The 21,574-nt window shown below is 73.3% G+C and carries 21 protein-coding genes; 5 read left to right on the top strand and 16 right to left on the bottom strand.

The window, feature by feature from the left end; all coding sequences use genetic code 11:
- Nucleotides 1–118: 118 nt before the first annotated feature.
- Genes ACI79D_RS17630 through ACI79D_RS17615 form a run of 4 tightly spaced genes read right to left on the bottom strand, consistent with a single transcriptional unit; the run spans nucleotide 119 to nucleotide 3,466 of the window.
- Nucleotides 119–979 carry an SDR family NAD(P)-dependent oxidoreductase gene (locus tag ACI79D_RS17630; RefSeq protein ID WP_456919750.1) on the bottom strand — a complete coding sequence of 287 codons (861 nt, stop codon included), beginning with the start codon at nucleotides 977–979 and terminating at the stop codon, nucleotides 119–121.
- The gene (locus ACI79D_RS17625; protein ID WP_456919749.1) at nucleotides 976–1,812 is read right to left on the bottom strand and encodes an SDR family NAD(P)-dependent oxidoreductase; all 837 of its coding nucleotides are present in this window, start codon (nucleotides 1,810–1,812) and stop codon (nucleotides 976–978) included. The genes ACI79D_RS17630 and ACI79D_RS17625 overlap by 4 nt, the downstream gene beginning before the upstream one ends.
- Nucleotides 1,809–2,906 (bottom strand): hypothetical protein, encoded by a 1,098-nt coding sequence (locus ACI79D_RS17620; RefSeq protein ID WP_456919748.1) that lies wholly within the window; start codon nucleotides 2,904–2,906, stop codon nucleotides 1,809–1,811. Before ACI79D_RS17620 ends, ACI79D_RS17625 begins: the two co-directional genes overlap by 4 nt.
- Nucleotides 2,903–3,466: a UGSC family (seleno)protein gene (locus ACI79D_RS17615; RefSeq protein ID WP_456919747.1), complete on the bottom strand. Its 564-nt coding sequence runs from the start codon at nucleotides 3,464–3,466 to the stop codon at nucleotides 2,903–2,905. The genes ACI79D_RS17620 and ACI79D_RS17615 overlap by 4 nt, the downstream gene beginning before the upstream one ends.
- Nucleotides 3,467–3,833: 367 nt before the next feature.
- Between ACI79D_RS17615 and ACI79D_RS17610 the strand changes: the two genes are divergently transcribed.
- Entirely contained in the window at nucleotides 3,834–4,706 is an 873-nt protein-coding gene (locus tag ACI79D_RS17610) for an IclR family transcriptional regulator (RefSeq protein WP_456919746.1), read from the top strand.
- A gap of 156 nt (nucleotides 4,707–4,862) precedes the next feature.
- Here ACI79D_RS17610 and ACI79D_RS17605 read toward each other — a convergent pair whose 3' ends face one another.
- The 3 genes from ACI79D_RS17605 to ACI79D_RS17595 are packed head-to-tail and all read right to left on the bottom strand — an operon-like array spanning nucleotide 4,863 to nucleotide 8,612.
- Nucleotides 4,863–5,984: an NDMA-dependent alcohol dehydrogenase gene (locus tag ACI79D_RS17605; protein WP_456919745.1), complete on the bottom strand. Its 1,122-nt coding sequence runs from the start codon at nucleotides 5,982–5,984 to the stop codon at nucleotides 4,863–4,865.
- Nucleotides 5,985–5,994: 10 nt separating this feature from the next.
- A complete protein-coding gene (locus ACI79D_RS17600) occupies nucleotides 5,995–7,473 on the bottom strand; it encodes an aldehyde dehydrogenase family protein (protein ID WP_456919744.1) in 1,479 nt (492 codons plus the stop codon).
- 35 nt (nucleotides 7,474–7,508) lie between these two features.
- Nucleotides 7,509–8,612, bottom strand: a complete 1,104-nt coding sequence (locus tag ACI79D_RS17595) for an NDMA-dependent alcohol dehydrogenase (RefSeq protein ID WP_456919743.1) — start codon at nucleotides 8,610–8,612, stop codon at nucleotides 7,509–7,511.
- Between the two features lie 421 nt (nucleotides 8,613–9,033).
- Here ACI79D_RS17595 and ACI79D_RS17590 point away from each other — a divergent pair, with 421 nt between their 5' ends.
- The 4 genes from ACI79D_RS17590 (at nucleotide 9,034) to ACI79D_RS17575 (ending at nucleotide 12,409) form a co-directional block, all read left to right on the top strand.
- On the top strand, nucleotides 9,034–9,795 hold the full coding sequence (locus ACI79D_RS17590) for a CoA transferase subunit A (RefSeq protein WP_456919742.1): 762 nt from the start codon (nucleotides 9,034–9,036) through the stop codon (nucleotides 9,793–9,795).
- Nucleotides 9,795–10,466 carry a 3-oxoacid CoA-transferase subunit B gene (locus tag ACI79D_RS17585; RefSeq protein ID WP_456919741.1) on the top strand — a complete coding sequence of 224 codons (672 nt, stop codon included), beginning with the start codon at nucleotides 9,795–9,797 and terminating at the stop codon, nucleotides 10,464–10,466. Before ACI79D_RS17590 ends, ACI79D_RS17585 begins: the two co-directional genes overlap by 1 nt.
- Before the next feature lie 83 nt (nucleotides 10,467–10,549).
- A complete protein-coding gene (locus tag ACI79D_RS17580; protein ID WP_456919740.1) occupies nucleotides 10,550–11,455 on the top strand; it encodes an SDR family oxidoreductase in 906 nt (301 codons plus the stop codon).
- Nucleotides 11,456–11,551: 96 nt separating this feature from the next.
- Complete coding sequence (locus tag ACI79D_RS17575; protein WP_456919739.1) at nucleotides 11,552–12,409, top strand: DUF559 domain-containing protein; 858 nt, start codon at nucleotides 11,552–11,554, stop codon at nucleotides 12,407–12,409.
- A gap of 48 nt (nucleotides 12,410–12,457) precedes the next feature.
- Here the strand turns inward: ACI79D_RS17575 and ACI79D_RS17570 are convergent, their stop codons facing one another.
- The 9 genes from ACI79D_RS17570 to ACI79D_RS17530 all read right to left on the bottom strand — a co-directional run bounded on the left by ACI79D_RS17570 (nucleotide 12,458) and on the right by ACI79D_RS17530 (nucleotide 21,232).
- Nucleotides 12,458–13,390, bottom strand: coding sequence for an SDR family NAD(P)-dependent oxidoreductase (locus tag ACI79D_RS17570; protein WP_456919738.1), 933 nt, complete (start codon nucleotides 13,388–13,390; stop codon nucleotides 12,458–12,460).
- Between the two features lie 156 nt (nucleotides 13,391–13,546).
- Complete coding sequence (locus tag ACI79D_RS17565) at nucleotides 13,547–13,777, bottom strand: hypothetical protein (protein ID WP_456919737.1); 231 nt, start codon at nucleotides 13,775–13,777, stop codon at nucleotides 13,547–13,549.
- Nucleotides 13,774–14,844: a hypothetical protein gene (locus ACI79D_RS17560; RefSeq protein ID WP_456919736.1), complete on the bottom strand. Its 1,071-nt coding sequence runs from the start codon at nucleotides 14,842–14,844 to the stop codon at nucleotides 13,774–13,776. Before ACI79D_RS17560 ends, ACI79D_RS17565 begins: the two co-directional genes overlap by 4 nt.
- A 73-nt stretch (nucleotides 14,845–14,917) precedes the next feature.
- A complete protein-coding gene (locus ACI79D_RS17555) occupies nucleotides 14,918–15,472 on the bottom strand; it encodes a UGSC family (seleno)protein (RefSeq protein ID WP_456919735.1) in 555 nt (184 codons plus the stop codon).
- 17 nt (nucleotides 15,473–15,489) lie between these two features.
- Nucleotides 15,490–16,617: an ABC transporter ATP-binding protein gene (locus tag ACI79D_RS17550; protein WP_456919734.1), complete on the bottom strand. Its 1,128-nt coding sequence runs from the start codon at nucleotides 16,615–16,617 to the stop codon at nucleotides 15,490–15,492.
- The gene (locus ACI79D_RS17545) at nucleotides 16,614–17,717 is read right to left on the bottom strand and encodes an ABC transporter ATP-binding protein (RefSeq protein ID WP_456919733.1); all 1,104 of its coding nucleotides are present in this window, start codon (nucleotides 17,715–17,717) and stop codon (nucleotides 16,614–16,616) included. The genes ACI79D_RS17550 and ACI79D_RS17545 overlap by 4 nt, the downstream gene beginning before the upstream one ends.
- Complete coding sequence (locus ACI79D_RS17540; protein WP_456919732.1) at nucleotides 17,714–18,601, bottom strand: ABC transporter permease; 888 nt, start codon at nucleotides 18,599–18,601, stop codon at nucleotides 17,714–17,716. The genes ACI79D_RS17545 and ACI79D_RS17540 overlap by 4 nt, the downstream gene beginning before the upstream one ends.
- On the bottom strand, nucleotides 18,588–19,628 hold the full coding sequence (locus ACI79D_RS17535; protein WP_456919731.1) for an ABC transporter permease: 1,041 nt from the start codon (nucleotides 19,626–19,628) through the stop codon (nucleotides 18,588–18,590). The genes ACI79D_RS17540 and ACI79D_RS17535 overlap by 14 nt, the downstream gene beginning before the upstream one ends.
- Nucleotides 19,625–21,232, bottom strand: coding sequence for an ABC transporter substrate-binding protein (locus ACI79D_RS17530; protein ID WP_456919730.1), 1,608 nt, complete (start codon nucleotides 21,230–21,232; stop codon nucleotides 19,625–19,627). Before ACI79D_RS17530 ends, ACI79D_RS17535 begins: the two co-directional genes overlap by 4 nt.
- Between the last annotated feature and the right edge of the window lie 342 nt (nucleotides 21,233–21,574).

Below are 21,574 nucleotides of genomic sequence, written 5' to 3'. Positions count from 1 at the left end.
CCGCCGCCCGCCCCCCCCCCCCCCCCCCCCCCCCCCCCCCCCCCCCCCCCCCCCCCCCCCCCCCCCCCCCCCCCCCCCCCCCCCCCCCCCCCCCCCCCCCCCCCCCCACTCCGGTGGTTCAGGCGAGCGCGGTCTCCGCCGGCTCCGGGTGGCGCAGCGGGAACGGGCTCATGCCGCCCCCGTCGATCGGGATCGCCTGCGCGGTGATGTAGCCGGCCTCGGGCGAGGCGAGGAAGGCCACCGCCGCGGCGACGTCCTCGGGCAGCCCGACCCGGCCCACCGGGATCGCCCGGCCGCGCGAGGCGAGCAGGGCGGCCTCGTCGACGTCGGGACCCGAGCTCAGGAACGCCCGGCTGGTGCCCACCAGGCCCGGGCACAGCGCGTTGACCGTGATCCCCCAGGGGCCGAGGTCCATCGCCAGCGCCCGGGTCAGGCCGATGACGCCGGCCTTGGACGCCGAGTACGGGCCGCTGAACGGCGCCGCGGTGAGCCCGGCCATCGACGAGATGTTGACGATCCGGCCGGAGCGCTGGGCCCGCATCACCGGGACGGCGGCACGGCTCATCAGCCACGGGCCGCGCAGGTTGACCGCGACCACCCGGTCGAAGACCTCGATCGGGACGTCGGCGACGTCGGCGCGGTCCGGGCCCTGGGGTGCCGCGGCGTTGTTGACCAGCACGTCCAGGCGGCCGAATCGCTCGACCGCCTCGGTCACCATGCGCTCGGCGTCGGCCTCGACCGCGACGTCGCCCAGGGAGGCCGCCGCCGTCCCGCCGGACGCGGCGATGTCGGCGACCAGCGCCTCCACCCCGCCCCAGCCGGCCGACCGGCGCTCCTGCTGCCGGTTGGGGACGCCGGTGGCCTGCAGGTCGGTGACGACGACGGCCAGGCCCTGGGCCGCCAGCCGGCGGGCGATCGCCTGGCCCATCCCGTCGGGCTTGCCGCAGCCGGTGACCAGCGCGACCCGCTGTGCGGTCACCTGGCGTCCCCGGCGGGCTTCGGCGGCTTGGGGCTGCTCGGGCCGCCGTCCACCGACAGGATCTGGCCGGAGATCCACCGCGCCCGGTCGCTGGAGAGGAACAGCACCGCCTGGGCGATGTCCCAGGGGCTGCCCTCGGTGCCCAGCCCGGACCAGCCCCGGCGGATCGCCCGCATCTCCGGGGACATGTTCGCCGCGGCGAACGCCCCCCAGATGGCGCCGACCTGCACGCAGTTCACCCGGATGCCGCGGTCGCCGAGGGTGTTGGCCGCGCCGACGGTCATGTTCTCCAGCCCGGCCTTCGCCAGGTTGTAGACCATGCCCGGCCCGCGCGCCCGGACGCCGACGGAGCTGATGTTGACGATCGCCGAGCCGCTGGGCAGCACCTCCACCGCGTGGCGGGTCATCTGCCAGGCGGTGGTGAGGTTGAGGTCCATCAGCTGGTGGAAGCGCTCGGGGGTCACCTCGAAGATGCCCGCGCGGTCGCCGACGGCCACGTTGTTGACCAGCGTGTCGAACCCGCCGAACTGGCCGACGGTCTCGGCCACCGCGCCCTTGCAGGCGTCGTCGTCGAGCAGGTCGGCGACGACGGCGACCGCCTTGCCCCCGTCGGCCTCGATCGCGTCGACGGTGCGCTGCGCCGCGGCCGGGTCCCGGTCGAGGACGGCGACCCGCGCGCCGTGGGCGGCGAACACCCGGCTGATGGCGTAGCCGACGCCGGGCTCGTTCTGGCTCTGCTGCCCGCCGCCGGTGACCAGCGCGGTGCGGCCGGTCATCCAGGGCTCGCCGGCCTCGCCGAAGGGGTCGGTGAGGGACTCGCTGAACTCGGTCACTGCTGGCCTCCTGAGGGGGTGGTGCGGCCGACGACGGGCACCGAGCTGGCCGACCAGCCCGAGAAGACCCGCACGACCATGGAGATGCCGGCGTTGCGGGCGCCGGCGACGAGGATGGGCAGCGCCTCGGGGCCGTCGGTGGCGAACAGCCGGTCGAACGCCTCGGGGTCGGTGCCGCCGTCGGCGAACCGGACGCCGTTGTCGCCGACGCCGTCCTTGCCGACCCGAGCCAGGTCGGCCTTGCTCCTGCCGCAGCGCTCGACCAGCCAGGCGCGGACGTCGGCCTTGCCCATCCCCGCCTTCGCCAGCATCTGCGCGTGCTCCGGGCAGAAGACGATCCCGGCCGGGTGGTGCCGGAAGATCGACGCGCCGCTCCGGGAGATCGTGTCGGCGAAGTCGGCGAGCAGCTGCTCGGGGTCGGCGGTGTGCCGGTTGTCGACGTACTCGACGGTGCGGGTGAGCATCCCGGAGACCGCGGAGGTGCCGGCGGGCACGCCGCCCTCGACCGACAGCGGCTCCCAGGGGTTCTCCTCCTCGTTCTCCGCGAGGCACACCTGCCAGCGGCCGGGCAGGCCCTGGGTGGCCTGCTCGAACCCGTGCGGGACGACGCCGAAGGCGTTGCGCACCATCAGGCCGATCGTCCGGGCGATCGTCATGTTGGGCCGGAAGCCCGGGCCGAACGCGCCGCCGGCGGTGTTGAGGCCCAGCTCCTGCCGGACCGGGCCGTTGACCACGAGCAGGGGCGAGGGGCCGCTGGTCGACTGCCAGCCGCCGCCGGTGGCCGAGCGGTCGCGCTGCACGGCCTCCCAGGCGGCGAGCACCACCGGGAAGTACTCGGGGCGGCAGCCGGCCATGGCGGCGTTGATCGCGGCCAGCTCCACGGTGACGCTGCGGTCCAGGTGCGGCAGCGTGCCGATGACCTCGTCGGGCTGCCGGTCGACGGTGTCGAGGAACCGGTCGACCAGGGAGCGGGTGGCGGGCACCAGCGGCAGGCCGTCGGACCAGCCCTGGGCGTAGCAGTGCTCGATCGCCGCCTGGGCGGCCTCGGGGTCGGCGTCCGGGACGACGACGGGGGCGTCGGCCTGCAGTGTCACGAGGCCACCTTCTGCGCGGCCGCGTCGGTGACCGTGGCGACGACCTGGGGCAGCAGCTGGCGGGCCCGCTCGCGGACGGCGTCCGCGTCGAGGATCGCCACCGGGTGGGCGGTGGTCAGGTAGCGGTAGTCGGGCGCCCCCTGGACCTCGGCCATCCCGCTGGCGGTGGCGGTGAAGGCGTCGGAGCAGATGACCGCGGCCGGCACGCCGGCCCGTTCGAGCGCGATCCCGTCGGCGACCGCCGAGGCGCTGCACGAGCCGCAGTCACCGACACCGGTGAGGACGACGTCGCACGCGCCGACCAGCTCGGCCAGCGTCTCCTCCGGCAGCGGCAGCGCGAACGCGGTCTTCGTGCGGCGCAGCACGGTGGTCGAGGCCCCGTGCTCGCTCTGCAGCAGCGCGGCGAGCTCGTCGAGCAGCAGGGCCGCGTTGTGCTTGGTGTTCTCCAGCAGCCCCAGCCGGACGCCGGTCAGGTCGGTGCGCCGGGGTGCCCGAGCGGTGGCGCCGATGCGGGTCGTCGTCCGGCCGGTGGGGTCGAGGATGTCGGCGAGGGTGGCCATCAGGCGGTTCCTCCCGGGGCGGGGGTCGGGATCGGGTGCACGCTGCCTCGTGTCCTCTCGGCGGGATGGGGCCGCCGTCGGGGCCTCCCAGGGCCCGTCCGGCGCGCGGCTCACGGTGAGCGGACGGGCGTCCGCGACGCCGGCGTCCCCGCTCCGGGGGCACCGGGCGCACCGCCCGTCTCCGCCCGTCCATGGTGTCCGGGGCCACACCGGCGCAGCGACGGACCTTCCCCCGGGTGGAAGCCCGCCGCCGCGGCACACCCGTCGGAGGACGTGCTTGACACCACACGAGGCGCCTGCGCACAGTGACGCGGGCCACGATGGGTGCACAGCCCAACTCGATGGCGTGTGAAACGAAGGGGCGTTGATGGGAGCCACGACACTGACCGCAGCCGTTCCCGAGAACCAGCCGAGCCGCCTCCCCGGCGGAGGGGCCGCCACGGCCGCCGGCCGGGTCCTCGCCGTCCTGTCCGCCTTCGGGCCGAGCCACCCGTCCCTGACCCTCAGCGAGATCAGCCGGCGGTCCGGGCTGACCCTGACCACCACCCACCGGCTGGTCGGCGAGCTGCGGGAGTGGGGCGGTCTGGAGCGCGGGCCCGACGGCCGCTACGCGATCGGCCTGCGGCTGCTCGAGCTCGGCGCGCTGGCCCCGCACGGGCTGCAGCTGCGCGAGCTGGCCCTCCCCTACCTCGACGACCTGCACCAGGCCACCCGCGCCAACGTGCACCTCGCCGTCCGGGACGGCGCGGACGGCGTCTACGTCGAGGCGCTGCGGGCCCGCGGCGCGGTGCAGGTGCTCAGCCGGCTGGGCGGCCGCTGGCCGTTGCACGCCACCGGCACCGGCCAGGTGCTGCTGGCCTTCGCCGAGCGGGAGGTCCAGGACGAGCTGCTGCAGGCGCCGCTCAAGCGGTTCACCCCCGACACGATCACCAACATCGGCGAGCTGCGCCGGGTGCTGGCCGAGGTGCGCCGCACCGGGATCGCCATCGCCGACAACCAGCTGACGCCCGACGCGCTCGCCGTCGCCGTCCCGGTGCGCGGCCGGCGCGACGAGGTGGTGGCGGCCCTGGGCGTCACCGTGCAGCGGGGCACCGTGCCGAGCCACGCGCTGGTGCCGGCCCTGGCGGCCACCGCCCGCGGCATCTCGCGGGCCCTCGGCTCGCCGTCGGCCACCCCCGAGGCCGGGGGCGCGATCCGCGCGTCCCGCACCGGAGGCGCGATGACGCCCCGCACCCGCTGACGGCCTCCTGACACGACGACGCCGCCGGTCCCCTGACGGGGCCGGCGGCGTCGTCGCGTCCCGCGGCCGGTGCAGCGGGCGCACGCCAGGGGCCGCCGGCACCAGGGGGGGTGCCGGCGGCCTCTGTGGCGGTCCCGTCCAGAGGACGGGGTCTGCTCAGTCGTGCAGGATGACGCCGCGGATGTTCTTGCCGTCGGCGAGGTCCTGGTAGGCCTCGTTGACCTCGTCCAGCTGGTACGTGCGGGTCACCAGCTCGTCGAGCTTGAGCTGACCGTCCTGGTACAGGCGGAGCAGCCGGGGCACGTCGTAGAGCGGGTTGCAGTCGCCGAACAGGGCGCCGCGGACCTGCCGCTGGTAGCCGATGAGCGCGCCGGCGTGGAAGTGCGCGGCCTTCTCGGTCAGCTTGCCGACGCCGGTGATGGTGACCTTGCCGCCCTTGCCGGTCATCTGGATGGCGGCGTTGACCATCTCCTCGGTCACCACACCGGGGGTGAGGATCGCGTGGTCGGACAGCTGACCCCAGGTGGTCTCGACGACGAAGTCGTGCGCCTCCTTCGCCGAGGCGAAGGCGTGGGTGGCACCGAACACCGAGGTCGCCATGTCGCGCTTGAACTCGACCGGGTCGACGACGACGACGTTCTTGGCGCCGGCGTAGCGGGCGCCCTGGACGGCGTTGCTGCCGACCCCGCCCGACCCGAAGACGACGACGGTGTCCCCGGCGCGGACGCCGGCCGCGTTCACGGCCGAGCCCCAGCCGGTGGGGACGCCGCAGCCGACCAGGCAGGCGACCTCCCACGGGATGCCGTCGGCCAGCGGGATGGCCGCCCACTCCGAGATCACCGCGTACTGCGAGAACGAGCCCACGGTGCAGAAGCCGCCGAGGTCCTCGTCGCCGAGGTGGAACCGGAAGGTGCCGTCGTGGAACATGCCGGTCCCGGCGTTGAGCCCCTTCACGCACATGTTCTGGTGCCCGGTGGAGCAGGGACGGCAGGCGCCGCAGGCCGGGATGTAGGAGCAGACGATCCGGTCACCGGGCTTGACCCGGGTGACGTTCGGGCCGACCGACTCGACGATGCCGGCACCCTCGTGGCCACCCACCACGGGCATGCGCACCGGCGCGTCGCCCTGGGTGATGTGGTCGTCGGAGTGGCACAGGCCCGAGGCGGCGAACTTGACCCGGACCTCGTGCTCCTTGGGGTCGTCGAGCTGGAGGTCGACCAGCTCCCAGCCCTTGTGCGCCTCGCGGGCGATGGCCGCGCGCGTGGTGATGCTGCTCATGCGATCCCTCTCAGTTCCCGGTGCCACGGAGGGACACGGTCTTGACCTGGGTGTAGTCGAGGACCGCGTCGGCCCCCATCGACCGGCCGAAGCCGCTGCGCTTGTAACCGCCGAACGGACCGCCGATGACCCCGGCGCCCAGGGCGGCGTTCACCGCGACCTGGCCGGCCTGCAGGCCACGGGCGAACTTGACGGCCTTGCCGACGTCCCGGGTCCAGACCGAGGCGACCAGGCCGTAGTCGGTGCCGTTGGCGACCTCGAGGGCCTGCTCGTCGTCGTCCACCGGGGTGACCCCGAGGACCGGCCCGAAGATCTCCTCCTGGTGGATGCGCATCGCCGGGTCGACGTTGTCGAACAGGGTCGGCTCGACGAAGTAGCCGCGCTCGAACTTCTCCCCGGACGGGCGACCGCCGCCGAGGACGAGGTCGGCGCCCTCCTCCTGGCCCAGCTGCATGTACTTGAGCACGCGCTCCTGCTGCTTGGCGTTGATGAGCGGACCCATGTTCACCTGCTCGTACCAGGGGCCGACCTTGACCTGCGACATGTGCTCGGCCAGGCGCTGCACGACCTCGGCGTGGATCGAGCGCGCGACCACGACCCGCGAGCCGGCGGCGCAGATCTGCCCGGTGTTGAGCGTGATGCCCCGCGCGATCGCCGGGACGGCGGCGTCGAGGTCGGCGTCGGCGAGGATGACCTGCGGCGACTTGCCGCCCAGCTCCAGGTGCAGCGGGGTGAGGTTCTTCGCGCAGGCGGCCATGATCAGCTCGCCGGTCTGCGGGGAGCCGGTGAAGCTGATCCGGCGGATCCGCGGGTGCGCCGGGATGGCCGCGCCCGCCTCGTGCCCGTAGCCGGTGACCACGTTGACCACGCCCGGCGGGATGCCGGCCTCGAGGGCCAGCTTGGCCAGGGCCAGCGCGGTCAGCGGCGCGTCCTCGGCCGGCTTGATCACGATGGTGTTGCCCGCGGCGATCGCCGGGCCGACGTCGGTGACGAACATCGGGCCGGGGGCGTTCCACGGGATGACCGCGCCGACGACGCCGTAGGGCTCGCGGAGGGTCAGCCCGAGGGCATCGGGGGTGTAGGTGGGCAGGGACAGGCCCTGCACCTTGTCCGCCTGGCCGGCCGTGAAGCGGAGCTGGCCGGACATCGGCGGCGGGCCCCAGTGCGGGCGGCCGACCTCCTGGGACTCCAGGGCGTCGAGCTCGGCGATGTTCTCGTCGATCAGCGCGGCCCAGCGGAACAGCAGGGCGGCGCGGGCGGTGGCGTTGGTGTCCCGCCAGGCCGGGAAGGCGGCCTCGGCGGCCGACACCGCGGCGTCGACGTCCGCGGCGGTGCCGCGCGGCACGCGCGCGAGCACCTCACCGGTCGCGGGGTTGACGACGTCGATCGTGTCGCCGCCGGCGGCCGGGACCCAGTCCCCGCCGATCAGCTGGGCGTTGTCGATGATCAGGGCGTTCCCGGTCGTCGGGCCGGGAGGGGCGATCGTCATGTGTCTCGTCCTCGGTTCCTGTGTCGGCTCGTCGGTCAGTGCTCGTGGACGATGACGCCGCGGATGTTCTTGCCGTCGAGCATGTCCTGGTAGCCCTGGTTGACGTCCTCGAGGCGGTAGGTCCTGGTGATCAGCTCGTCGAGCTTGAGCTTCCCGGAGCGGTAGAGGCTGATCAGCCGCGGGACGTCGTGCAGCGGGTTGCAGGCGCCGAAGATCGCGCCCTGGATGCGCCGCTGGTAGCCGATGAACACGCCCGGGTGCTCGTCGACCCAGCCGTTGCCGACGGCGGTGACGGTGACCTGGCCGCTCTTGCCCACGACCTGCAGGGCGTCGGCGATGACCTCGTCGTGCAGGACGCCGACGGTGATGATCGCGTGGTCGGCGAGCTCGCCCCAGGTGGCCTCGACGACGAAGTCGTGCGCCTCCTTGGCCGAGGCGAAGGTGTGGGTGGCCCCGAAGGTGGTGGCCATCTCCCGCTTGAACTCGACCGGGTCGACGACGACCACCCGCTCGGCGCCGGCGAGGGCGGCACCCTGGACGGCGTTGCTGCCGACGCCGCCGGCGCCGTAGATGACCACCGTGTCCCCGGCGCGGACGCCGGCGGCGTGCACCGCGCTGCCCCAGCCGGTCGGGACGCCGCAGCCGACCAGCGCGGCCACCTCGAACGGGATGTCGTCGGGGATCTGGATGACCGAGTACTCGCTGACGACGGCGAACTGGGAGAACGTGCCCAGCACGCAGAGGCCGCCGAAGTCCTGGCCGTCCTGGTGGAAGCGGAAGGTCCCGTCGGGGAACTCACCGGTCGAGGCGTTCTTGCCCTCGTCGCAGAGGTTCTGCCGGCCGGTGGAGCAGTAGCGGCACTTGCCGCAGGCGGGGATGAAGGAGCAGACCACGTGGTCGCCGACCTTCACCCGGGTGACGCCCTCACCGACGGCGTCGACGATGCCGGCGCCCTCGTGCCCGCCGACCACGGGGAAGCGCATCTGCGCGTCGCCCTTCTGGATGTGGTCGTCGGAGTGGCACATCCCGGCCGCCATGAACTTGATGCGGACCTCGTTGGCCTTCGGCTCGTCGAGCTCGAGCTCGGTGATCTCCCACGGCCGACCCGGCTCGCGGCAGACCGCGGCGCGCGTGGTCATGCTCATATGGGCTCCTTCCCAGTACTGGACGTCGGCCGCTGCGGGGTGCTCGGCGGAGGCGGCGGGCCCCTCGGGACGCCGTCCGTCGCCGGCTGCTGAGCGCTCTCCCGGCCGGGCTCCAATCTGCGGTGACGCGGGTGGCGCAGACCACAGGTCTTCCCCATCACGGAAGACGACGGCGCCGGCGGGCTCCCGGGCCGCGGTGTGCACTGCGTCTCCTTTCCGGGACGTGGAAGGAGGACTGCTCGCCCGCCGGTGCGGCTGCTGCACTCGTCGTGCCGACCGAGGTGACCGCTGCCCGGTCCGGTCGGTTCCCTCGACGAGCAAGCCCCGCGCCGCCCGGCGCCTCCGCGGAGCCTCCTGCCGGTCCGCGAGCGAGCCCATCCCCGTGGAAGGACCCATCCCCCGTGAAGGACCGCCAGTGATCGACAAGTTCCGCGAGGACGTCCTGTCCGTGGTCGACGCCGTGCCCTCGGGTGCCTCCATCGCCGTGGGCGGCTTCGGCAGCTCCGGCCGGCCGGACGGGCTGATCGACGCGCTCTGCGCGCTGGACAAGCGCGACCTGCACGTGATCGTCAACAACGTCGGCCACGACTTCACCGGCGTGGGCCGGCTGCTGCACGAGGGCCGGCTGCGCCGCGTGACGGCGTCCTTCCCGATCCTGCAGGAGTTCTACGACGAGTACTTCGCGGGCAAGGTGGAGCTCGAGCTCATCCCGCAGGGCACGCTCGCCGAGCGGCTGCGCGCCGGCGGCTCCGGCATCCCCGCCTTCTTCACGCCGTCCGGCGCCGGGACGATGCTCTCCGACGGCTCCTTCACGCTGCGCTACTCCCCCGACGGCGGCGTCGCCGAGCACGTGCCGGCCAAGGAGACCCGGCTGATCAACGGCCGCGAGTACGTCCTCGAGGAGGGCATCGTCGCCGACTTCGGGTTCGTCAAGGCGCACAAGGGCGACCGGAAGGGCAACCTGCGGTTCCGCCTCTCGGCCCGCAACTTCAACCCGATGGCGGGTATGTCCGGGAGGACCACCTTCGCCGAGGTCGAGCACCTGGTCGACGTCGACGAGCTGCACCCCGACGACGTGCACCTGCCGGGCGTGTTCGTGGACGAGGTCGTGCTGTCCACGAGCAAGGCGCCCGCCATCGACGAGCCCGTCGCCGCGACCCCGAGGAAGGCCTCCTGATGACCGGCACCATCCCCGCCCCGGCCGCCGTCGTCGGCCGCACCCGCGAGGGCATCGCCCAGCGCCTGGCCGAGGACCTGCAGGACGGCTACGTCGTCAACCTCGGCGTCGGCATCCCGCTGCTGGTCCCCCGCTACCTGCCGGCGGACAAGGAGATCGTCCTCCACGCGGAGAACGGCGTCCTGGGCATCGGCGGCGAGGCCGCCCCCGGCGAGGAGGACCCCGACCTCACAGACGCCGGCAAGCAGCCGATCACCCTGATCAGCGGCGCGGCCATCACCGACTCGGCGCTGTCGTTCGCGATCATCCGCGGCGGCCACCTCGACGCCACGATCCTCGGCGCGCTGCAGGTCTCCGCCTCGGGCGACCTGGCCAACTGGTACGTGCCGGGCAAGAACCCCGCGGTCGGCGGCGCGATGGACCTCGTCGCCGGCACCCCGCAGGTGTGGGTCGCGATGGAGCACGTCGACCGCAAGGGCCGGCCGAAGATCGTGGCCGAGTGCACCATGCCGCTGACCGGCAAGCAGTGCGTCACGCGGGTCTACACCGACCTGGCCGTCTTCCACGTCGTCGACGGCGCGCTGCGGCTGGTCGAGTGCGCGCCCGGCGTCACCCCCGAGGACGTCCGCGCCCACACCGCCGCCCCCTACACCGAGCACCTGGCCGGCTGACCGGTCCGGTCCCCACAGGCTCCCGGGCCCGTACCGCCGTCCGCGCGGTGCGGGCCCGGACCGTGTCGAGACGAGGAGAGAACATGCAGGACGTCGAGGGCAAGGTCGCGTTCATCACCGGCGGGTCCAGCGGGATCGGCCGCGGCATCGGGCTGGCCTTCGCCCGGGCGGGCATGACGGTGGTCATCAGCGGCCGCCGGCAGGAGCACGTCGACGAGACGCTCAAGGAGTTCGCCGACGCGGGGCTGTCCGCCGACGCCGTCCTCCTCGACGTCACCGACCGCGACGCCGTGGAGCGCGCCGCCGAGGAGACCGTGCGTCGCCACGGCCGGGTCGACGTGCTGGTCAACAACGCCGGCATCGGCCTCACCGGCCCGGTCATGGCGGCCACGCCGGCGGACTGGGACTGGCTGATCGACGTCAACATCAAGGGCGTCGGCCACGGCATCCAGGCGTTCGTGCCGCACATGCGCGCGCACGGGCAGGGCGGGCACATCGTCAACACCGCCTCGATGGCCGCGCTCATGCCGATCGTCGCGGGGCTGTACTCGATGACGAAGGCCGCCGTCGTGGCGCTCTCGGAGGCGCTGGCCATCGAGCTGGCCCCCGAGGGCATCGGCGTCTCGGCGTACTGCCCCGGCCCGGTGCACAGCAACATCGCCGGCGCCGTGGCCAACCGGCCGGAGCAGTACGGCGAGAGCGGCTACACCCCGCCGCCGGCCGAGTTCCTCGAGCGGGCCAAGACCCAGCCGTACATGAGCTACGTCGAGGCCGGCGAGCGGGTGCTGGACGGCGTCCGCCGGGGCGACCTGTTCATCCTCACCCACCCGGAGTTCAAGGCCGGCGTGCAGGACCGCTTCGACACCACGCTGGCCGCGTTCCCGGACGAGCCGATCAACGAGGAGCGGGCCGCGGCGATCCCGTTCCTGACCGCGTCCCCGATCTACTCGCCGGAGGAGCGGCTGCCCTCCCCGCGCTTCACGCGCTGACCCGGCCGGAGGGGCAGAAATGGCCATTCCTGCCCCTCCGGGCGGCCCTGTGGACGGCGGCAGCGAAGACCGGCCTGATCTGGCCACTCTGCCGCAGTGCCTCGCTCCCACCTCACTGGCGTCTTCGTCGGCAGCCGTGCCGTTGCCGACGGCCTCCTCACGGTCAAGCAGCTGCGCGAGCGCAGCTACCGCCGTCTGGTCCAGGGCGTCTACGCCGATCCCGGGCTGGTGCTCGACCACCGGCTGAGGTGCCAGGGCGTCTCCCTCCTCCTGCCGCCCGGCACCGCGATCGGCGGGTACTCCGCGGCCGCCTGGCACGGCGCACCCTTCGCCGGCCCGCACGACCCCGTGACCGTCGTTCGACCTGGAACCGTGCAGTGGAAGGGACCTCGCGAGGTCCGTGTCCACCGCAGTGACCTCGCCGCGACGGACGTGGAGTGGCACGACGACGTCCCGGTGACCTCAGCCCTCCGGACCGCGTGGGACCTGGCCGCGCTCGAGTCGCGGGGCACCGCAGTCGCCGCACTCGACGCGATGGTCCGGTGCGGAGCGGTCTCGCAGGGCGGTCTGTCGGCCATGGCGAACGCGGGCACGGGCCGGTGGGGCGTCACGCGTGTGCGCAAGGCGATCCCGCTCGTCGACCCGCGGGCGGAGTCGGCACCGGAGTCCCGGGTTCGGGTGGCCCTCGTGGTGGCCGACCTGACGCCGGTCCCACAGTACGAGGTGCGCGTGGCCGGTCAGTTCGTCGCCCGAGTGGACCTGGCCTTCGTGGAGGCGCGCCTGGCGATCGAGTACGAAGGCGCCCACCACTTCACCGGCGACCAGATCGCCCGGGACGACGCCCGCCTCGAGCGGCTACGGGCAGCGGGCTGGAGGGTGATCCGGCTCAGCGCGAGCGACCTGCGGGACCTGGACGGCGTCGTCGCCCGGGTCCGCGCCGCACTGGGGCTGTGACCCCCTGGAGGGCAGAAATGGCCATCTCTGCCCTCCACCGACGTCGGGTCAGGGCAGCGGGGTCTCGTCCAGCGGGATGAGCGGGACCGGGCCGGCGAGGTCCTCGGGGTCGGCCGGGAAGTAGGCGAAGTTCTTCGCCCGCGCGCCGCCGTCGACGACCAGGTCGGTGCCGGTGATCAGCCGCGCGTAGTCCGAGCACAGCCAGGCGACGGCGTGGCCGATGTCGGTCGGCGTCCCGGTGCTGCCCAGCGGCACCAGCGGCGGGCGCTCCCCCGTCCAGCGGGCCGGACGGCGCCACGGCTCGTCGCCGGTGTTGCCGCCCAGGCCGCCGCCCTTGCGGCCGGCGCCGAGCATGTCGACGGGCCGGCCCTGCGCCTGCAGCTCGGCGACCAGCTCGGGGTTGTCGATGGTCGGCGCGGTCGGGGTGTAGCTGTTGACCCGGATGCCGTAGGGCGCGAGGTCCATCGCGGCGGCCCGGACGAAGTTGTTCACCCCGCCCTTGTTGAACGCGTAGGCGATGACGCCGGCCGAGCCGTTCCACCCGTTGGACGACGAGATGCAGACGATCGAGCCGCGGATGCCGCGCTCGGCCATCGCCCGGCCGACGATCTTGGTGTTGAGGAAGTAGCCGAGACCGGAGACCTTGATCGAGCGCTCGAAGGTCGCGGCGTCCTCGTCGAGCACGCCCTTGCCGCCCAGCATGGCGGCGTTGTTGACCAGGATGTCGATCCGGCCCCACCGCTCCAGGACGGCGTCGACGTAGCCCTGCACCGCGGTCTCGTCGGTGACGTCCCCGGGTGCGGCCATCGCCTCGCCGCCGTTGCGCTCGATGCGCGCCATCGCGGCCTTGATGACGTCGTCGCTGACGTCGTTGCAGGCGACCTTGGCGCCGTACCGGGACAGCGCCAGGGCGATGCCGCTGCCGATGTTGGGGCCGACGCCGGTGACCAGCGCGACCTTCCCCTCCAGGGAGATCTCCACTCCGTGCTCCGTTCGCTGTGGCTGCAGGCGCGGTCTGCAGCGTGGTGGTCGACGTGTCGTGGGCACACCGCGGACCCGTCGAGGAGCCGGCGGGCTCCCCACGGGTCCGCGGAGCTGCCGTCCGCGCGGGGGTCGGGACCCGCGCGGACGGGGCGGTCAGGCCTTGTCGGCCGGATAGGTCAGCCGGATGCTCGCCGGCTCCACACCCAGGACGGGCGCCAGCATCGACTGCATGAGCGGCTTGGGCACGAGGCACTCCTCGCACGCGTCGGGCCCGGCGACGATCTGCACGTCGGCCGAGTCGCCCTGGACGTCGACGTCGAGCCGGTAGTCGTCGGCCTGCAGCGTCTGCTTGAGCTGGTCGAGCTGGGCCTGGTCGATGGTCACGAGGACACCTCCTGGACTGCGGTCTGCCGGGAGGCGGCCGACCAACGGACGGGAACGGAGCGGCCGGACCACGAGGCCCAGCCGAACGGACGGAACACCATGGAGATGGCGGCGTTGGCGGCCCCGGCGACGAGCACCGGGATCTCCGCGGCGGACGGCATCATCGCGAACGCCTGGTCGCCCTCGGCCGGGCCGCCGGGCCCCCCGGCCTTGCCGGCCGCGGCCAGCTCGGCGGCGCTGCGGGTGGCGTGCTCGAACAGCCACTGCTGGACGTCGGCCCGGCTGTAGCCGGCGTCGGCCAGCACCTGCGCGTGCTCGGGGCCCAGCACCAGGCCGCCGCTGGAGTGGCGGACGCCCAGGTAGGCACCGATGCGGCCGAGCGAGTCGGCGAAGTCCTGCAGGACCGCCTCGGCGCTCTCGGTGTGCCGGTTGTCGACGTACTCGCAGCAGCGGATCAGCATCGCCGAGACCGCGTCGACGCCAGGCTCGAGGCCGCCGACGACGCTGAGCGGCTCCCACGGGGAGAGCTCCTCGTTCTCGCCGACGAGCAGCTGCCACCGGCCGGGCACCCCCTGGGTGGCCTGCTCGAGCTCCTGCGGCTTGATGCCGTAGCCGTTGCGCACGATGAGCCCGATGGCCCGGGCGATCGTGGCGTTGGCGCGGAAGCCGGGGCCGAAGACCCCGCCGGCGCAGTTGATGCCCAGCCGCTGCCGCATGGGGCCGTTGGCCACGAGCAGCGGCGCCGGGCCGCTGGTCGACTGCCACGCCCCGCCGTTGGCCGCGGGCTCCCCGTTGAGGGCGTCCCACGCGGCGAGGACCACCGGGAAGTACTCGGCCTCACAGCCGGCCATGATCGCGTTGACCGCCGCCTGGCGCACGGTGACCCGGCGGTTGAGGTGGTCCTGCGCCCCGATCACCTCGTCGGGGTCGCGGTCGGTGGTGGCGAGGAAGGCCTCGACGTCCTCCGCCGTGGCGGGCACCACCGGCAGGCCGTCGGTCCAGCCCTGCTCGTAGCAGTACCGGATGGCCTCCTTCGCCGTCCGGACCGGGTCCTCCACCGTGGTCACAGTGCCTCCTCGCTGGCGCTCGTCGGCACTGTGCCCAGTCGTGCTCCGTCCCTGCGTGACCTCGCGAGCTCGGTCACGTGGCCACCGCCACGGCGGGCCGGGCGAGCATGCCGACGATCTCCGGCAGCGCCTGGACGGCGCGTTCGCGGACCCCCTCGCGGGACAGGCTCGCGACCGGGTGGGCGGTGGTGACGTACTCGTAGCCCGGCGTCCCCTGCAGCTGTGCCATGGCGTCGGCGCTGACCCGGAAGGCGTCGCTGCAGATGACCGCGGCCGGGATGCCGGCGGCCTCCAGCTGCAGCCCGTCGGCGACGGCCGAGGCGCTGCAGGACCCGCAGTCCCCCACGCCGACGACCACGACGTCGGTCTCGCCGCGGAACTCGGCGAGCATCTCCGGCGGAGCCGGGTGGACGATGCTCGGCTTGGTGCGGGTGAGCACCGTGGTCACGCCGTGCTCGGCCTCCAGCAGGGCGGCGACCTCCTCGAGGAAGTCCGCGGCGTTGCGCTTGGTGTTGACCAGCAGGCCCAGCCGCAGCCCGGCGAGCCCGGCGGGTCGGCCGGCCAGCGCCGTGCGGCCCCGGTCGTCGCCGGGAGCGCCGACGGTCGGGTCGATGATGCCGTCGAACACGTGCCCCTCCTCCGCGCTCATCGGGCCGGCGGGCCGGCGGGCGCGGCCACCGAGGTGGGCTGTGCCGGCACCGGTGCCGGGGCGAGCGTGGCGCCGCCGGTCCGCGGCGGCACCTGGGGCATGGGCAGGTCCAGCGGGAAGTGGCAGGCGACCTGGTGGCCGGGCTGGTGCTCGACCAGCGCCGGCGCGACGTCGGCGCACTTCTGCTGCGCCCGCGGGCAGCGGGTGCGGAACCGGCAGCCGCTGGGCGGGTCGATCGGCGACGGCGGCTCGCCGGGCAGCGCGACCGGACGGTGCGCGGCCCCGGTGACCGGGTCCACCCGGGGGATGGAGTCCAGCAGCGCGGCGGTGTAGGGGTGCAGCGGCTGCCGGTACATCGACTCCGACGGGCCGATCTCGGCCAGCTGCCCCAGGTACATGACCGCCACCCGGTCGCTGACCTGCTTCACCATCGCCAGGTCGTGGGCGATGAACAGGTAGGACAGGTTCATCTCGCGGCGCAGCTTCTCGAACAGGTTGAGCACCTGCGCCTGGATGAGCACGTCGAGGGAGGAGACCGCCTCGTCGGCGACGACCAGCGCCGGCTCCAGGGCGATCGCGCGGGCGATCGCCACTCGCTGGCACTGGCCACCGGAGAGCTCGAACGGACGCCGCTTGGCGTACTGGGACGGGTCGAGGCCGACCAGGTCCAGCAGCTCCTCCGCCCGCCGCCGGCGCGTGTCGGCGGTGCCCCAGCCGTGGCCGACCAGCGGCTCCTCGACCAGCTCGGACACCCGCCAGCGGGGGTTCAGCGAGCCGAACGGGTCCTGGTAGACCATCTGCATCTGCCGGCGGGACTCCTTGAGCTCCCGGCGGCCCAGCGTCATGAGGTCCTTGCCCTGGAACTCCACCGTGCCGGACTTGGGCCGCGGCAGCTGGATCACCGAGCGGGCCAGGGTGGACTTCCCCGACCCGGTCTCCCCCACCACGCCCAGGGTCTCGCCCGGGTAGATGTCGAACGACACGTCCGACACCGCGTGCACGACGCCGCCCTTGACCCCGCCGGCACCCCGGACGGGGAACTCCTGCACGAGGTTGCGGGCGCGCAGCAGCGGGGCGCGCGCCCCCGCCCGGTCTCCGGCGGTGCGCTCCTCGACCGCGGTCATCGCTGGTCTCCGTTCGGGGTGGCGGTGCCGGCGGCGACCCCGACGGGGTGCCAGCAGGCCCAGAGGTGCTCGGGCTCGTGCTCGGTCAGCGGCGGCGCGGTCAGGCACTGCTCGGTGGCGTTGGAGCAGCGCGGCCGGAAGGGGCAGCCCTTGGGCAGGGCGGACAGGTCCGGCGGCTGACCGGGGGTGACCTCGAACAGCGAGTGCGGCTCGCGGTCCAGTGCGGGGATGGCCCCCAGCAGGGCGTGGGTGTAGGGCATCCGGACGTTGCCGAACAGCGTCCCGGTAGGCGCCTGCTCCACGGCCCGCCCGGCGTACATGACCACGACGTCCTGGGCGTAGCTGGCCGCCAGCCCGAGGTCGTGGCTGATCATGATCACCGCCATGCCGAGCCGCTGCTGCAGCTCGACGAGCAGCTCCATGATCTGCGCCTGCGTGGTGACGTCGAGGGCGGTGGTCGCCTCGTCGGCGATGAGCAGCCGCGGCTCCCCGGCCAGCGCGATGGCGATCATGACGCGCTGGCGCATGCCGCCGGAGAGCTGGTGCGGGTACTCGTGGAACCGCCGCTCGGCGGCCGGCAGCCGCACCAGCTTCAGCAGCTCGACCGCCCGGGCGTGCGCGCCCTTCTTGTCCAGGTCGCTGTGCAGCCGGATCGCCTCGGTGATCTGGGCGCCGATCTTCATCGTCGGGTTCAGCGACCGCGCCGGGTCCTGGAACACCATCGCGATGTCGCCGCCGCGCAGCTCGCGGAACTCCCGCTCCGACAGGCCGAGCAGCTCACGCCCGTCGAAGCGCACCGACCCGCTGATCCTCGCGGTCGGCGGGAGCAGGCCCATGAGGGCCCGCGAGCTGACGCTCTTGCCGGACCCGGACTCGCCGATGATCGCCATCATCGAGCCCGGGTGCAGCTCGTAGGACAGCCCGTTGACCGCGTTGACCTTCCGGCCGCCGCGGGTGAACTGGACCCGCAGGCCCTCGACCACCAGGAGCGGCTCGCCGGGCTGGGCCGCGTGCGCCGGACGGCGCGCGGGCGCGGGCTCGAGGACGCCCTCGGAGACGGTCGTCCCGGCGGCGGGGTAGGTCACCGTTCGCTTGCTCATCGACCACTCCAACGTGCACGCAGGTTCTCGCCGAGGAGGTTGAAGGCGAGGACGGTGACCAGCAGCGCCACGCTGGGCCAGACGACGAGCATCGGCGTGGCCGAGAGGCTCAGCTGTCCGGTGGCGACCATGTTGCCCCAGCTGGGGGCCGGGTCGGGGATGCCGAGGCCGAGGAAGCTCAGCGCGCCCTCGATGATGATCACGATGCCCATGCCGAGCATGCCGAAGGTGATCAGCTGCGGGGCGATGTTGGGCGCGAGGTGCTTGAACAGCATCCGCCGCGCCGGCGTCCCGGCCAGCTGGGCGGCGGCCATGAAGGGCATGTCCCGCAGCCGCAGCACCGCCGAGCGGGCCACCCGGGCGAACGCCGGGATGCTGAAGAAGGCCAGGGCCAGGATGGTGTTGGTCATGCTCGGGCCGAGGGCCTGCGCCACCGCGAGGGTGAGCACCAGCGACGGGAAGGCGATGAGCACGTCGAGCACCCGCATGATGACGGTGTCGACCACGCCGCCGACGTAACCGGACAGCGCGCCCAGCGTGCCGCCGATCGCCAGGCCGAGCAGGTTGACCGCCACGGCGATCCACAGCGAGGACTGACCGCCGTTGAGCAGCCGCGACAGGATGTCGTTGCCGTTGGGGTCGGTGCCCAGGACGTGGCCCGGGGAGAACGCCGGCAGGTTGCTCTGCAGGATGTCGCCGCCGACCGGGCTGGGCAGCGACAGCAGGGTCGGGCCCAGGAAGCAGGCGATCACCACGAGGGCGATCAGCCCGGCCGGGATCCAGGTGCCCAGGTTGCCCGGCCGCCGGCGGCGACCGATGGTGGCCTCGGCCTCGTCGATCTCCGGGCTGATGGCGATCGACGGTGCCGGCTCAACGACTGCCATAGCGGATCCTCGGGTCCAGGACGGCGTAGAGCAGGTCCACGACGAGGTTGGCGACCACCGCGACCAGCGCGAAGATCACGACCGCGGCCTGCACGACGACGAAGTCACGGGTGTTGATGGCCTGCAGGAGCATCTGGCCGATGCCCGGCAGCGCGAAGATCTGCTCGATGATCACGGTGCCGCCGATGAGTGCGCCCAGGTTCAGGCCGACGACGGTGATCAGGCCGAACGAGGAGTTGCGGAAGGCGTGCCGGATGAGCACCGTCCACGAGCCGACGCCCTTGGCGCGGGCCGTGGTGACGTACTCCTCCTGCTGCATCTGGTCGACCAGGTCACCGCGGAGGAACCGGGTGTAGAAGCAGAACAGCGGCAGGCCGATCGCCGCCGACGGCAGGATCATGCCCTCGAGGTTCGCCCAGAGGCCCTCCTCCAGCGGCACGTAGCCGATGGCCGGCAGCCAGCCGAGGGTGACCGCGAAGACCAGCACGAGGATCAGCGCCAGCACGTAGTTGGCCACGGAGAGCCCGAGGGTGCTGACCACCATGCTGATCCGGTCCATGACCCCGCCGGGCTTGTGCGCGGCCAGCAGGGCGACCGGGATGGCCAGCACCAGCGAGACGACGAACGCCAGCAGGACGAGCTCGCCGGTGACCGGGAGCCGGTCGGCCAGGATGTCCGAGACCGGCTGCCGGCTGACCAGGGAGTTCCCCAGGTCGCCGGTGACGGCGCCCTGCAGCCACTCGAGGTAGCGGACCACGCCGGGCTTGTCGAGGCCGAGCTGCTGTTCGAGCAGCGCGATGTCCTCGGGCGTGGCCTCCGGGCCGAGGAGCTGCTGGGCCGCGTTGCCCGGGATCAGGCTGAGCACCCAGAACGTCAGGACCGTGACGCCCAGCATGATCGGGATGGCCATCAGCAGGCGCTTGACGACCAGCCGGAGGACCGGCGACCCGGTGACCCGGGTGAGGCGGGAGGCCCGCGGGCCCCGGCTGTGCGCCGGGACCCGCGGGGTTGCTGCCGTGGCTGTCACTGCTCCCGCCAGACCTCGTCCCAGATCACACCGGTGTTGACCAGCAGCGGCGGGATCTTGGTGGTCAGACCCGGGCCGTGCACGCCGGTGGCGGCGAGGTTGGCCGGGGCGAAGGCCAGACCGAACGGGGCGTAGTGGTTCTCCGCGATCAGCTCGGCTGCCTGCCGGTACAGGTCCGCCCGCTGGTTCTCGTCGACGGTCGCGGCCGCGTCGGCGAGCAGCTGGTCCAGCGCCGGGTCGTTGACCCCGCTGTAGGGGACGCCGGAGTTGAACCGGAAGCCGACGCCGACACCGGCCGCCGGGTCCCAGGCGCCCGCGGTCTGCAGCATGGCCTGCCACTGACCGCCGGTGAACTTCTGGATGACGCCGGAGAGCTGGGAGTCCTCGATGGTGACGTCGATGCCGGCCTTCTCCCACTGCGTCTGCAGCGCCGTGTTGATCTGCGTCGCGACGTAGTTGCTGATCGTGCCGATGTTGACGGTCAGCCCGCCGAGCTCCTGCACCAGCTCCTTGGCGCGCTCGAGGTCGTACTCGGGGTAGCCCTCGACCGACTCCTCGTAGAACTTGCCGCCGGGCGCGGTGAAGCCCTGGCTCACGTCGTAGTTGCCGCCGAAGATGCCCTTGTTGATGGCGTCGAAGTCCGTGGCCCGGTAGATGGCCTCACGGGCCCGCGGGTCGTCGAACGGCGCGATCTTCGTGTTGAGCTGGATGACGTAGGGCGAGGTGGCCGGCTGGATGGTCACCTGCAGCTGACCGTTGGCCTGCGCCTGCTCGAGCAGCGGCGTGGTGTTGAGCCCCTCGTAGGCCTGCGCCTGGCCGGCCTGCAGCGCCTGGTAGGCGGGCTGGTCGCCACCGATCGACTGGAAGGTGAGCTTGTCCAGGTAGGGCAGGCCCTCCTTGAAGTAGTTGTCGTTGCGCTCCAGCTTCAGCACCGAGCTCAGCTGGTTGTCCACGACGACGAACGGACCGGCGCCGACCGGCTTGATCTTGAAGGCGTCCTCGCCCATCTGCTGCAGCGCCGTCGGGGAGGCGATCCAGTTGACGTTGCTGACCGGGAACGAGGCCAGGATGGCCGGGTACGGCCGGCTGAAGGTGAGCTTGACGGTCAGCGGGTCGACCACCTCGATGCCGTTCTCGGCCAGCGGCCAGTTCGGCTTGCAGGTGCACGGGTTGGCCAGCGCCCGCTCCCAGTTGGCCCGGACCGCCTCGGCGTCCAGGGGCGTGCCGTCGCTGAACTGGATGCCGTCGTGGAGCTTGACGGTGAACTGCGTCCCGTCCTCCGACAGCTCGTAGCTCTCCGCCTGCTGCCCCTCGACGCGGGCGTTGGAGCCGTCGTCGTCGGCGCGCAGCAGGAAGAGGCCGCCGAAGATCGCCTGGTTCATGGCGATGTTGGAACCACCGGTGGTGTTGGTCGCCGGGTCGAGGCCGGCCGGCCAGCTGCCCGCGAAGGAGGCGTCCTCGAGGACGGTCAGCTCGCCCCCGGACTGCGGGTCGCCGACCGGTCCCCCGGTACCGGAGGCGGCGGTGCCGCCGTCGCCGCCGCCGCACGCTGACAACGCCAGCGCGGCGGCGGTGAGGAGGGACAGGATCGTCCGTTGCTTCATGTAGGTGCTCCCCTTGGGGCCTCGGTGACTTCGGGGTGGACGGTGAGCGGTACGCCGAGGACTGACTCGATCGAGCAGGCGGACCGGCGGCTGGACGCCGTGATGGGGGTCACTGGCAGCCGGACCAGAGTCGGTGAGCCGCCTGTCCGCGAGCCCCGTCGCTTTCGTCCCGCGGAAGACAACTTCGCCGGTCCCGCGGCGGACCGGACGGTCCGCCGGGCGCGGCGCCACAGGGGCCGCAGGCGGCACACGGACCGGTCGGCGGGCCCGTTTGACACGCCCGGCCGCGCGCACGGACAGTGGCCGGGGAAGCGCGCCGTGCCCCGCGTCGGAGGCTGCTCG

It is taken from the genome of Geodermatophilus sp. SYSU D00708, from assembly GCF_054050115.1.
The sequence above is the reverse complement of the archived record's forward strand: the minus strand, read 5'-3'. Positions and strand labels throughout refer to the sequence as shown.

Excerpts from the sequence above, each read along its gene's own strand:
- ACI79D_RS17615 (WP_456919747.1), bottom strand. The coding sequence starts at position 3,466 with ATGGCCACCCTCGCCGACATCCTCGACCCCACCGGCCGGACGACGACC.
- ACI79D_RS17610 (WP_456919746.1), top strand. The coding sequence starts at position 3,834 with ATGGGAGCCACGACACTGACCGCAGCCGTTCCCGAGAACCAGCCGAGC.
- ACI79D_RS17605 (WP_456919745.1), bottom strand. The coding sequence starts at position 5,984 with ATGAGCAGCATCACCACGCGCGCGGCCATCGCCCGCGAGGCGCACAAG.
- ACI79D_RS17600 (WP_456919744.1), bottom strand. The coding sequence starts at position 7,473 with ATGACGATCGCCCCTCCCGGCCCGACGACCGGGAACGCCCTGATCATC.
- ACI79D_RS17595 (WP_456919743.1), bottom strand. The coding sequence starts at position 8,612 with ATGACCACGCGCGCCGCGGTCTGCCGCGAGCCGGGTCGGCCGTGGGAG.
- ACI79D_RS17585 (WP_456919741.1), top strand. The coding sequence starts at position 9,795 with ATGACCGGCACCATCCCCGCCCCGGCCGCCGTCGTCGGCCGCACCCGC.
- ACI79D_RS17580 (WP_456919740.1), top strand. The coding sequence starts at position 10,550 with ATGCAGGACGTCGAGGGCAAGGTCGCGTTCATCACCGGCGGGTCCAGC.
- ACI79D_RS17550 (WP_456919734.1), bottom strand. The coding sequence starts at position 16,617 with ATGACCGCGGTCGAGGAGCGCACCGCCGGAGACCGGGCGGGGGCGCGC.
- ACI79D_RS17545 (WP_456919733.1), bottom strand. The coding sequence starts at position 17,717 with ATGAGCAAGCGAACGGTGACCTACCCCGCCGCCGGGACGACCGTCTCC.
- ACI79D_RS17540 (WP_456919732.1), bottom strand. The coding sequence starts at position 18,601 with ATGGCAGTCGTTGAGCCGGCACCGTCGATCGCCATCAGCCCGGAGATC.
- ACI79D_RS17530 (WP_456919730.1), bottom strand. The coding sequence starts at position 21,232 with ATGAAGCAACGGACGATCCTGTCCCTCCTCACCGCCGCCGCGCTGGCG.